Here is an 11,197-nt window from a genome sequence, read left to right as displayed (position 1 = left end):
GCGCTCCGCCTCGCCACCGCTCCGGCCGCGTGCCCGTCCTCGTTCCTCGGACGGACCCGCAACCTACGCTCCGGCTCGGCTGCGCTGCTCCGGTCCCCGGGTCGCGCTCCGCCTCGCCACCGCTCCGGCCGCGTGCCCGTCCTCGTTCCTCGGACGGACCCGCAACCTACGCTCCGGCTCGGCTGCGCTGCTCCATCGCCTGCTGGTAGAGGCGTCCGGCGCGGTACGAGGAGCGGACCAGCGGGCCCGACATCACGCCGGAGAAGCCGATCTCGTCGGCCTCCTCCTTCAGCTCCACGAACTCCTGCGGCTTCACCCAGCGCTCCACGGGGTGGTGCCGGAGCGAGGGGCGCAGGTACTGGGTGATCGTGATGAGCTCGCAGCCGGCGTCGTGCAGCTGCTGGAGCGCCTCGCTGATCTCCTCGCGGGTCTCGCCCATGCCGAGGATCAGGTTGGACTTCGTGACCAGACCGTAGTCGCGGGCCCGGGTGATGACGTCCAGCGAGCGCTCGTAGCGGAAGCCGGGGCGGATCCGCTTGAAGATCCGCGGGACCGTCTCCACGTTGTGCGCGAAGACCTCGGGGCGGGAGGCGAAGACCTCCGCCAGCAGCTCCGGCACCGCGTTGAAGTCGGGGGCCAGCAGCTCGACCTTGGTGCGGCCGGCGGCGCGCTCGGCGGTCTGCTGGTGGATCTGGCGCACGGTCTCGGCGTACAGCCAGGCGCCGCCGTCCTCCAGGTCGTCGCGGGCGACGCCGGTGATGGTGGCGTAGTTCAGGTCCATCGTGACCACGGACTCGCCCACGCGGCGCGGCTCGTCCCGGTCGAGGGCCTCCGGCTTGCCGGTGTCGATCTGGCAGAAGTCGCAGCGCCGGGTGCACTGGTCACCGCCGATGAGGAAGGTCGCCTCGCGGTCCTCCCAGCACTCGAAGATGTTGGGACAGCCCGCCTCCTGGCAGACCGTGTGCAGGCCCTCGCTCTTCACGAGGCTCTGCATCTTCGTGTACTCCGGACCCATCTTCGCGCGGGTCTTGATCCACTCGGGCTTGCGCTCGATGGGGGTCTGGGCGTTCCGGACCTCCAGGCGCAGCATCTTGCGTCCGTCGGGGGCGACTGCGGACACATCGGCTCCTGTAGCTTCGATTCTTCGGCGCACACCAGGGTACGCCCGTTGCTTCCATGCCTTGCTACGTCTGGCCAACCCGTGGCCAGAGCCCGGCATTCCTCAGGCGGACGCCGTCTCCACCGGCCGCTCGATCTCCCGCGGCTTCGGCTCCGCGTTCTCCAGGACGTCCCGCAGGTGCTTCTCCGCCACCGGGAGGACCTCCTCGATGGTGAGGTCGCGGCCCAGCTCGTTGGCGAGCGAGGTGACGCCCGCGTCGCGGATGCCGCACGGGATGATCCGGTCGAACCAGGCGTTGTCCGGGTTCACGTTGAGCGCGAAGCCGTGCATGGTGACGCCCTTGGCGACCCGGATGCCGATGGCGGCGAGCTTGCGGTCCTCGCGGCGCTGGCCGGCGTTGGACGGGGCGTACTCGGGGCCGTTCAGGCGCGGGTCGAACTCCTCGTCCGTGAGGCGCGGGTCGAAGTCCAGCGACAGCCCGCCCGGGAACGGCCGCTGCTCCACCGGGTCGCCCAGCACCCAGACCCCGCTGCGGCCCTCGACCCGGGTGGTCGCCACGCCGAACTCGGCGGCGGTGCGGATGAGCGCCTCCTCCAGGCGGCGCACGTGCGCGACGACGTCCACCGGGCGGGGCAGCTTGAGGATCGGGTAGCCGACCAGCTGGCCGGGGCCGTGCCAGGTGATCTTGCCGCCGCGGTCGACGTCGACGACCGGGGTGCCGTCGAGCGGCCGCTCGTTCTCCGCCGTGCGCCGGCCCGCCGTGTAGACCGGCGGGTGCTCCAGGAGCAGACAGGTGTCGACGATCTCGTCGGCGAACCGCGCGGCGTGCACCTCGCGCTGCTTGTCCCAGGCCGCCCGGTACTCGACGGCGTCCTCGCCGAAGCCCAGGCGGACGAATTGCAGCTCACTCACGGCCATGCCTCCTCCCGGGTGCCCGCGGCCGGGTTCCGGGGATCGTCCCGGGGCGGGAGCCGGCCCGGCACCCTGCGTCTTACGCGCCCCTGCCACTGTACGGCGGCGCCGGCGCGTCCCTTCGGGCAGGTGGAGGGCCCGGAAGGCCGCCGGGGCCGACCGGGCCGAGGTCAGCGCCGCGCGACAACGGGGGTTCCGGTTCCTCACACGATCGGATGAATGTGGGGCGAAGCTGGCGGTACGGGCCGGGATCACCGCTACATTCACGCCGTTCCATGAGGGTCCAAACGGGCTGCCACCTGCGCCCGAAGGCAGGAGACCGCACAGCCGATGACGGAACGACCACCGCAGCGCGTCCCGAACCGCCAGCTCGCCGCGCTCATCGCCGAGGCCGGGTTCTCCAACGCCGGACTCGCCAGGAGGGTGGACCAGCTGGGCCTGGAGCACGGGCTCGACCTGCGGTACGACAAGACCTCCGTGACCCGGTGGCTGCGCGGGCAGCAGCCGCGCGGCACCACCCCGGCCCTCATCGCCGAGGTCTTCACCCGCCGGCTCGGCCGCCGGCTCACCGCCCAGGACCTCGGGCTCGACGCCTGCGCGCCCGTCTACGCCGGCCTGGAGTTCGCCGCCACCCCCGACGAGGCCGTCGACATCGTCAGCGGCCTCTGGCGCAAGGACTCCGGCAGCCACGCCGAACTCCGCAAGATCGCCTTCACCCCCGCCGGTCTCGTCGTCCCCAGCCGCGACTGGCTCATCGGCCGCGCCGACGACCGGGTCGCCCGCGGCGAGCAGCCGCCCGTGCCGGTGGTCCGCCCGGCCGTCCACGGCGGGCCGGTCCGCCCGGTCGGCCAGGACCCCCGGGTCCCCCCGCAGGGCCGCTTCTCCGTCCCCCGCCAGCGCGGTACGGAACGCGGCCCCGGCCAGCGCGTCACCGGCGGCGACATCGCCGCCCTCCGCTCCGTCGGCGACCTCTTCCGCACCCTCGACCACGCCTACGGCGGCGGCCACGCCCGCCAGGCCCTCGTCCGCTACCTGGAGCACGAGGCCGAGCCCATGCTCCGCGGCACCTACGGCGAGACCACCGGCCGGCGCCTCTTCGCCGCCGCCGCCGACCTCACCCGGCTCGCCGGCTGGACCTCGTACGACATCGCCGCCCACGGCCTCGCCCAGCGCTACTTCGTGCAGGCGCTGCGCCTCGCCCAGGCCGCCGGGGACCGGGCCTACGGCTCGTACGTGCTCCTCACCATGAGCCGCCAGGCCGTCTACCTCGGCCACGGGCGCGAGGCCGTGCAGCTCGCCCGGGTCGCCCAGCAGGGCGTCGGCACCGGCGCCCCGCCCGTCGTCCAGGCCATGCTGCACGCCGTCGAGGCCCGCGGCCACGCCGTCCTGGCCGAGGCCCGCGCGTGCAGCGCCGCCCTCGTCCGCGCCGAGCGGGCCCTGGAGGCCGCCCGGCCCGGCGACGAGGTGCCCTACTGGGCCCGTCCCTTCGACGAGGCCCAGCTCGCCGACGAACTCGGCCACTGCCACCGCGACCTCCAGCAGTACCGCCCCGCCGCCCAGCACGCCGAGCGGGCCCTCCAGCTCCGCGCCCCCGGCTACGCCCGCAGCCGCCTCTTCTGCCGGGTCGTCCTCGCCACCGCCCGGCTCGCCCTCGGCGAACTGGACCAGGCGTGCGCCCTCGGCGCCGAGGCCGCCCAGCAGGCCGCCGAGATGCGCTCGGCCCGCGCGGTCGAGTACGTCCGCGACTTCGAGCGCCGCCTGGAGCCCTACCGCGACGCCCCGCCCGTCCGCACCTACCGCGACCGGGTGGCCGCCCTCGGCTGACCGGGCCCGTCAGGCCGCGTCCTCCTCCGCCTCCTCCAGGACCGCGGCGCACAGGCCCAGGTCGGCCAGGACGGCGCCGGCGGCCCGTTCGCCGGAGGCCAGCGTGGAGCGCAGGGTGCCCGCGGCCCGGTGGTCGCCGCACACGTACAGGCCCGCGAGCAGCCGCACCGAGCGGCACGGGTCGTGCGCCGGGGGCGTGGCCAGGACCGCGTCCCGGGTGTGGTGCAGGGCCAGCAGCTCCCACTCGTCGGTGGAGGTCCCGTACAGCGCCGCCAGGTGCTTGCGGACCCGCCGCTCGGCGTCGTCCGGCGGCGTCCCGAGGACCGTCGAGGTGATCAGCGGCCGGCCCGCCGGCGCCCGCGTCGGGTCCACCGCGCTCATCACCGCCGTGTGCGCCACCGGACCGCCCGGGTCCGACTCCAGGAGCAGCGCCGGGTCCGCCGTCGGCGCCGCCGGCGCCGTGTGGTGCAGCACCGTCACCGGGTGGTACGCCGGGACCCGCAGGCCCGGCAGGAGTTCCGCCGCCGACCGCGCCCCCGTCGCCAGGACCACCGCCCGGCAGCCGACCGCCCCGTGCTCCGCCGTGACCACCCGCGCCGCCGACACCCGGGTGACCCGGACGCCGGTCCGCACCGTGCCCGGCGGCAGCAGCCCCGCGAGCCGCTCCGGCAGCACCCCCGTGCCGCCCTCCGGCACCGACACCCGGCCCCGGGCGAAGGCCCGCAGCGCCAGGTCCGCCCGCCGGCTCGACACCGCCAGGTCCGGGTCGGCGAGCAGCGCCGCGAGGAGCGGGCGCAGCACCGTCTGCACGGTCCTGGCCGGCAGCCGGCCCGACAGCGCCTCGCGCGCGGTCCGTTCCGGCCGGGCGAGCAGCCGCTGCGTCGGGGTCGCCGCGAGCCGCACCAGCGAGGCGCCGAGCCGCGCCTGGTCCAGCGAGGCCGCCGGGTGCCGGGGGGCGCTCGCGAGGGCGCGCGCCACGGTGAACGCGCCCCTGCGGGCCCTCGGGTGCGGGGCGCCCCAGCGCGCGTACCGCCCGTCGGAGTGGATCAGCACCCCGGGCGCGAAGGGGCGCGGCACCACGCCCGCCAGGCCCGGCAGGTCCCGCAGCTCCTCCGCGGAGAGGGTGAGCAGCCGGCCCACCCGGTCGAGCCGGAAGCCGTCCGTCACGGCGGTGGCGTGCCGGCCGCCGAGGGACGGCTCGGCCTCCAGGACGGCGACCGAGAGCCCCGCCCCGGTCAGCCGCCGGGCCGCCGTGAGCCCCGCGAGACCGGCGCCCACGACGACGACGTCGACCTCCCCGGGCACGTCGCCGCCCCCGGCGGCCCGCCGGGGCCGCGGGACGGCCGTGCCCCGCGCGGCCTCCGGCACGGAGGTGCCCTCCGAGACGTCGTCCGCGTGCTGTGCCTGCTGTGCGCTGCGTGCGGTACTGAGCACGTGCCCCTCCCCAGGTCTGCGCCGCCTGTTGGTGGCCTATGCCCCCAACGGGCCCCCGGAATGCCCGAGTTCGCGATCCGTGTCGACTGGTGGGCACCGAGGGTAGGCAGCGCTCCCACGGCGGCGGGCCCGCGCGCGGCGGGCTTGCCGGAGCACGGGGGAGCGCAGGGAGCGCGCGGGCCCCGGTCAGCGGGGTGCGGCGGCCCGGATCGCCTCGTCGATGGTGGGGAAGGCGAAGGCGAAGCCGGAGGAGAGCAGCCGCTGCGGGACCACCCGCTGGGACCCGAGGACGTCCGCCGCGAAGTCGCCGAGGACCAGCTTCAGCGCGGGCGCGGGGACCGGGAAGGGGGTCGGGCGGCGCAGCACCCGGCCCATCGCCGCGGTCACCTCCCGGTTGGTGACGGGTTCGGGGGCGGTGAGGTTCACCGGGCCGGAGAGCGAGGGGGTGTCGATCAGGTGGCGCAGGGCGGCGACCTCGTCGTGCAGCGAGATGAAGGACCAGTACTGGCGCCCGTCGCCCATCCGGCCGCCGAGTCCGGCGCGGAAGACGGGGAAGAGCCGCCCCCAGGCGCCGCCCTGACGGGCCACCACCAGACCGGTGCGGGCGTACGTCACCCGGATGCCGGCCTCCTCGGCGGGGGCCGCCGCGGCCTCCCACTCGACGCAGACCGAGGGCAGGAAGCCGGTGCCGGCCGGGGCGCTCTCGTCCACCGTGCGGCTGCCGGTGTCGCCGTACCAGCCGAGGGCGGTGCCGCAGACCAGCGCCTCCGGCGGCTCGGCGAGCCCGGCGAGGGCCCGGGCGATCGCGGTGGTGCCGAGCACCCGGCTGTCCCGGATCTCCTTCTTGTACGCCTCGGTCCACCGGCGCTCGCCGACGCCCGCGCCCGCCAGGTGCACGACCGCGTCGACGCCGGTGAGCCCGGCGCCGTCCACGTACAGCCGCTGCGGGTCCCACTCGACCTCGTCGGCGGTCCGGGCGGGGCGGCGGACGAGCCGGAGCACGTCGTGCCCGTCGGCGCGCAGGGAGCGGACGAGGGCGGCGCCGATGAGGCCGGAGGCCCCGGTGACGGCGACGCGCTTGCGGAGGGCGGAAGGCTGCATGGCCCCATCCTGCCCGCTGCCGGCCCGGCGGGTGCGGCAGGTGGCGCCGGTGACCGCCCGCCGACGGCGCGGGCGTGGCAGAGTGGCCGTCATGACCGTGCCGGAGACCTTCGTGATCCGAGGCGCCCGGGCGGGCGACGACGAGCCGCTGGGCGCGCTCGACCGGGCGGCCTGGTCGCCGCTGCACGCGGTGCTGCCCGCGCCCTCGGAGCCGTACCCGCCTTTCTTCGACGAGCGCCACCGGCCCGCCGAGCACCTGGTCGCCGAGCGGGGCGGGGTCCTCCTCGGGTACGTGCGGGTGGCGCGGCCGACGCCGCTCGAAGCCAACGCCCACGTCCGCCAGATCCAGGGCCTCGCCGTCGCCGACGGGGCCCGGGGCCAGGGGGTGGGCCGCGCCCTGCTGCGCGCCGCCCTCGCGAAGGCCCGCGCCGACGGGGCCACCCGGATCACCCTGCGGGTCCTGGGGCACAACGTCCCGGCCCGCGCGCTCTACGAGGCCGAGGGCTTCGCGGTCGAGGGGGTGCTGCCGGGCGAGTTCGTCCTCGGCGGCAGGCCCGTCGACGACGTCCTGATGGGCCGGTCCCTCAGCTAGCCGGCCGGCTGGTCCGGCCGCCGTTCCACAGCGCCACACCGCCCATCAGCTCGCGCAGGCAGCGCAGGGCGAGGGCGGCGGGGGAGCCGGGGCCCTCGACGGGGGCGTCGGACTCGGCCCAGCTCTCCAGGGCGATGCGGATCGCGTCCGTGGCGGCCGCGGCGGCGAGCCGCACCTCCAGCGGGTCGGCCTCCGGTCCTGCGAGGGCGGCCAGCACCTCGCGGAGCCGCTCCTCCGACTCCTGGTTGACCCGGTACCAGACGGCCCGCAGCGCCGGGTCCTCGGCCGAGGCGCGCAGCAGGCCCCGGGTCCAGCGCAGCCCCTCCGCGCCGGCCGCGTCCAGCGGGGTGAGGGAGGCGGAGACCGAGCCCTCCAGCGCGGCCGGCAGCGGCACGCCCGGGGCGGTGGCGGCGAGGGACTCCCGCCAGCGGTCGGCGCCGCCCGCGAGGAGCGGGGCGACGGCGTCCTGCTTGGAGCGGAAGTAGCGGTAGAAGGTGCGCAGTGCGACCCCGGCCCGCTGGGCGATGGCCTCCGCGGTGGTGCCGTCGGGCCCGTGCTCGGTGAACAGCTCGGCCGCCGCGCGGGCGATGTCCAGCTGGGTGGCGGCCTTGCGGCGCTGGGTCAGGGAGGGCGTCGCGGCCGTCGGACCGGGTGGGTTGCTCACCGTACGAGGGTACGCCCCCGCGCCCCCTGAGTGCATGAAATGCAGGTGTGGCAAAACGTGCCACATAGGCGTACGGTGGCAAGCAAGCAAGAAAGCTTGACATCGAGAGGTTGCCGCCATGAACCAGCTCACCCGTTACGAAGGACGCCGCGCACTCGTCACCGGCGGCGGCTCCGGCATCGGCCAGGCCACCGTCCTGCGCATGCTCGCCGAGGGCGGCCGCGTCGTCGCCGCCGACATCAGCGAGGACGGACTCGAGGACACCGTCGCCAAGGCGGGCGAGGCGGCGGAGCGCCTCACCACGGTCGTCGTGAACGTCGCCGACGAGGAGTCCGTGCGCGCCGGCGTCGCCGCCGCCGTCACCGCCCTCGGCGGCCTGGACGTGCTGGTCAACGCGGCCGGCGTGCTCCGCTCCTCGCACACCCACGAGACCGGCCTCGACTCCTTCGAGCAGGTGCTCCGGATCAACCTGACCGGCACCTTCCTCATGATCCGCGAGGCGATCCCGGCGCTCCTGGAGGGCGACGGCTCCGCCGTCGTCAACTTCTCCTCCACCTCCGCGACGTTCGCCCACCCCTACATGGCGGCCTACGCGGCCAGCAAGGGCGGCATCCAGTCCATGACCCACGCGCTCGCCGCCGAGTACGCCAAGCGGGGCATCCGCTTCACCGCCGTCCAGCCCGGCTCCATCTCCTCCGGCATGACCGACGGCTCCGGCGCCAGCAAGCAGTCCATGGGCCCCGGCCTGCCCGCCGACGCCGACATGTCGCTCTTCATGAAGCTCGCCCCCGCCCTCGGCCAGGGCTTCGCCGGCCCCGAGACCGTCGCCGGCGTCGTCGCGATGCTCGCCAGCGAGGACGGCCGCTTCATCACCGGCACCGAGGTCCGCATCGACGGCGGCACCCACTTCTGATCCCCCCGCGCACCCCGCGCGGGTCCGCCGGCCGCGACGGGCCGCACGCGACCCCCGCACCGCCGAAGGCCCCGGAACCCCCGCCGGGGCCTTCGGCCCGCCCGGCCCCGGCCTACCCGGCCCCGAAGCGCTCCCACAGCCGGGGCAGGCGGGCCGCCAGCGCCGCCTCGTCCGCCAGGTCCAGCGGCGCGCCCTCCGGCTCCCCGTACGGCACCACGAGGCCCAGGTCCGGCGTCTCCGTCCCGGTCAGCGTCTCGTACGCCTCGTCCGCCGCGAAGCCCAGCTCCTCGCCGTCCCCGTCCAGCTCGGGATCGAACTCCTCCAGGAGCTCCGCGAGCCCGTCCGGATCGGCGACCCCGCCCTCGTACACCTCCCGGCCCTGGCCGATCAGCCAGCAGCGGAAGGCGTCGAAGCCCTCCTCGGCCGTCCCCGCCCCGTCGAGCAGCACCGCCGCCGCGCCCCACACGTCCCAGTGGTACGCGCGGTTGAACCGGGCCTCGAAATGGCGGGCGTAGTCGAGCACCGTGTCCGGATCCAGCCGGGTCAGCCGTTCCACGAGCAGATCCGCCTGCTCCTCGGCGTCGCCCTCGGCGTCCGCGCGGGTGGCGTCGATGATCTCCCAGAACTCGGTCTCGTCCATCACGGGACCAGCATCCTGTGTCCGGCACGGCGACGCACCCGGAAATCCGGAATCAATCCAGACAGAAGATGTCGGGCTTTCCTGTCAGCCTGAGCACCATGACGACCGACAAGACCACCGCCCCCACCCCGCTGCACGGACGGATCTGCCTCGTCGCCGGGGCCACCCGGGGCGCCGGACGGGCCATCGCCGTCCAGCTCGGCGCCGCCGGCGCCACCGTCTACGTCACCGGCCGCACCACCCGCGAGAAGCTCAGCGAGGTCGGCCGCGCCACCGAGACCATCGAGGAGACCGCCGAACTGGTCACCGCCGCCGGCGGCGAGGGCGTCGCCGTCCCCACCGACCACCTCGACCCGGAACAGGTCCGTGCCCTCGTCGACCGGATCGACCGCGAGCGCGGCCGGCTCGACGTCCTCGTCAACGACGTGTGGGGCGGCGAGCACCTCATCGTCGACACCTTCGGCAAGAGGACCTGGGACGTCGACCTCGCCGCAGGCCTGCGGATGCTCGAACTCGGCGTGCGCACCCACCTCGTCACCTCGCACACCGCGCTGCCGCTCCTCAACCGCCACCCCGGCGGCCTCGTCGTCGAGGTCACCGACGGCACCGGCGCCTACAACGGCACCCACTACCGCGAGAACCTCTTCTACGACCTCGCCAAGAACGCTCCCATCCGGATGGCCTTCGGCCTCGCGGAGGAACTCGCCGAGACCGGCGGCACCGCCGTCTCCGTCAGCCCCGGCTGGCTCCGCTCCGAGCAGATGCTCGCCCACTTCGGCGTCACCGAGGAGAACTGGCGGGACGCCACGAAGCAGCTCCCCGACTTCGCCGTCTCCGAGTCCCCGGTCTACGTCGGCCGGGGCGTCGCCGCCCTCGCCGCCGACCCCGACCGCGCCCGCTGGAACGGGCAGTCGCTCGACAGCGGCCGGCTCGCCCGCGAGTACGGCCTCACCGACGAGGACGGCTCCCGGCCCGACTCCTGGGGCTTCATCCTGGCCAAGGAGACCGACCCGGACACCCGGGTCGAGGACTACCGGTAACGCTCGGCCGCCGCCCGCGCCGCCTCGGCGAACCGCGCGCGCAGGGAGGCGGGGGCCACCACCTCCGCCTCCGGGCCGAGCCCGAAGAGCTGCCCGAAGGCGACCTCCTCGCTCTCCACCCGGAGCGTCGCCGTCAGCCGCCCGCCGCCGTCCGGCACGGCAGCCGCCAGCGACTCCTCCGCCGCCGCCCGGTCCGTCACGTACGGCAGCCGGCGCGCCCCCGCCTCCGTCAGCCGCAGCACCACCTCGCCCCGCAGCAGCGAGCGTGCGAACTCCGCCGCCCGCTCCGCCCAGAAGGCCGCCAGATCGAAGCCGGGGTCCCGCTCGAAGCGCTCCCCGCCGACCGCCACCGCCGTGAACCGGTCCACCCGGTAGGTGCGGTACGAACCCTCCGCGCGGGCGCACGCGTACCAGACCCCCGCCTTCAGGACGAGCCCGTACGGCTCCAGCTCCCGCTCGACCTCCTCGCCGTCGCCCCGCCGGTACCGCGCCGACAGCCGCCGGTCGTCCCAGACCGCCTCCGCCACCGCCGGCAGCAGCTCCGGCGTCTCCGGCTCCTGGTACCAGCCGGGCGCGTCCAGGTGGAAGCGGCGGGCCGCCGAACCCGGCGCGTCCGCCAGCGAGGGCAGCAGCGCCGCCGACACCTTCAGCCGGGCCGCCGAGGCCGCGTCCTGGAGCCCCATGTCCCGCAGGGCGCCCGGCAGCCCGGAGAGGAACAGCGCCTCCGCCTCGTCCTTCGCCAGCCCGGTCAGCCGGGTGCGGTACCCGCCGACCAGCCGGTACCCGCCGGTCCTGCCCCGCTCCGAAAACACCGGAACCCCCGCCTCCGAGAGGGCGAGGGCATCACGGGTGACGGTCCGCTCCGACACCTCCAGCTCGGCGGCGAGCTCGGCCGCCGTCATGGAGGCGCGGTTCTGGAGCAGCAGGACCATCTTGATGAGTCGGGCGGCGCGCATA

11 protein-coding genes are annotated in these 11,197 nt (G+C 75.7%); 4 read left to right on the top strand and 7 right to left on the bottom strand.

Annotated elements, in window-relative coordinates; genetic code table 11:
* Positions 1-166 precede the first annotated feature (166 nt).
* Together lipA and lipB are read right to left on the bottom strand one after the other, a co-directional pair.
* The gene (lipA, locus tag ACFW6A_RS01940; RefSeq protein ID WP_043222868.1) at positions 167-1,120 is read right to left on the bottom strand and encodes a lipoyl synthase; all 954 of its coding nucleotides are present in this window, start codon (positions 1,118-1,120) and stop codon (positions 167-169) included.
* Positions 1,121-1,222: 102 nt separating this feature from the next.
* On the bottom strand, positions 1,223-2,032 hold the full coding sequence (gene lipB, locus ACFW6A_RS01935; protein WP_386479437.1) for a lipoyl(octanoyl) transferase LipB: 810 nt from the start codon (positions 2,030-2,032) through the stop codon (positions 1,223-1,225).
* A gap of 330 nt (positions 2,033-2,362) precedes the next feature.
* Between lipB and ACFW6A_RS01930 the strand changes: the two genes are divergently transcribed.
* A complete protein-coding gene (locus ACFW6A_RS01930; RefSeq protein ID WP_351851156.1) occupies positions 2,363-3,856 on the top strand; it encodes a regulator in 1,494 nt (497 codons plus the stop codon).
* A 9-nt stretch (positions 3,857-3,865) separates the two neighbouring features.
* On the opposite strand, the gene ACFW6A_RS01925 is transcribed toward ACFW6A_RS01930, so the two are convergent.
* The gene (locus tag ACFW6A_RS01925) at positions 3,866-5,161 is read right to left on the bottom strand and encodes an NAD(P)/FAD-dependent oxidoreductase (RefSeq protein WP_351851228.1); all 1,296 of its coding nucleotides are present in this window, start codon (positions 5,159-5,161) and stop codon (positions 3,866-3,868) included.
* Between the two features lie 315 nt (positions 5,162-5,476).
* Complete coding sequence (locus ACFW6A_RS01920) at positions 5,477-6,391, bottom strand: TIGR01777 family oxidoreductase (RefSeq protein ID WP_351851158.1); 915 nt, start codon at positions 6,389-6,391, stop codon at positions 5,477-5,479.
* Positions 6,392-6,482: 91 nt separating this feature from the next.
* Between ACFW6A_RS01920 and ACFW6A_RS01915 the strand changes: the two genes are divergently transcribed.
* Positions 6,483-6,983 (top strand): GNAT family N-acetyltransferase, encoded by a 501-nt coding sequence (locus tag ACFW6A_RS01915; RefSeq protein ID WP_351851161.1) that lies wholly within the window; start codon positions 6,483-6,485, stop codon positions 6,981-6,983.
* Here the strand turns inward: ACFW6A_RS01915 and ACFW6A_RS01910 are convergent.
* Positions 6,976-7,683: a TetR/AcrR family transcriptional regulator gene (locus ACFW6A_RS01910; RefSeq protein WP_386479022.1), complete on the bottom strand. Its 708-nt coding sequence runs from the start codon at positions 7,681-7,683 to the stop codon at positions 6,976-6,978. The two genes, ACFW6A_RS01915 and ACFW6A_RS01910, sit on opposite strands and share 8 nt — an antisense overlap.
* An 82-nt stretch (positions 7,684-7,765) precedes the next feature.
* On the opposite strand from ACFW6A_RS01910, the gene ACFW6A_RS01905 reads away from it, so the two are divergent.
* Positions 7,766-8,560 carry an SDR family oxidoreductase gene (locus ACFW6A_RS01905; RefSeq protein WP_351851164.1) on the top strand — a complete coding sequence of 265 codons (795 nt, stop codon included), beginning with the start codon at positions 7,766-7,768 and terminating at the stop codon, positions 8,558-8,560.
* 112 nt (positions 8,561-8,672) lie between these two features.
* Here the strand turns inward: ACFW6A_RS01905 and ACFW6A_RS01900 are convergent, their stop codons facing one another.
* Complete coding sequence (locus tag ACFW6A_RS01900) at positions 8,673-9,200, bottom strand: DUF4240 domain-containing protein (RefSeq protein WP_351851231.1); 528 nt, start codon at positions 9,198-9,200, stop codon at positions 8,673-8,675.
* Positions 9,201-9,298: 98 nt separating this feature from the next.
* Between ACFW6A_RS01900 and ACFW6A_RS01895 the strand changes: the two genes are divergently transcribed.
* A complete protein-coding gene (locus tag ACFW6A_RS01895; RefSeq protein WP_351851166.1) occupies positions 9,299-10,240 on the top strand; it encodes an SDR family oxidoreductase in 942 nt (313 codons plus the stop codon).
* On the opposite strand, the gene ACFW6A_RS01890 is transcribed toward ACFW6A_RS01895, so the two are convergent.
* Entirely contained in the window at positions 10,231-11,196 is a 966-nt protein-coding gene (locus ACFW6A_RS01890; RefSeq protein ID WP_351851169.1) for a WYL domain-containing protein, read from the bottom strand. The two genes, ACFW6A_RS01895 and ACFW6A_RS01890, sit on opposite strands and share 10 nt — an antisense overlap.
* Position 11,197: the final 1 nt, after the last annotated feature.

The sequence above is a fragment of the Streptomyces sp. NPDC058758 genome, from assembly GCF_042746075.1.
GTDB lineage: Bacteria > Actinomycetota > Actinomycetes > Streptomycetales > Streptomycetaceae > Streptomyces.
This window is presented reverse-complemented; position numbering and strand designations above follow the sequence as displayed.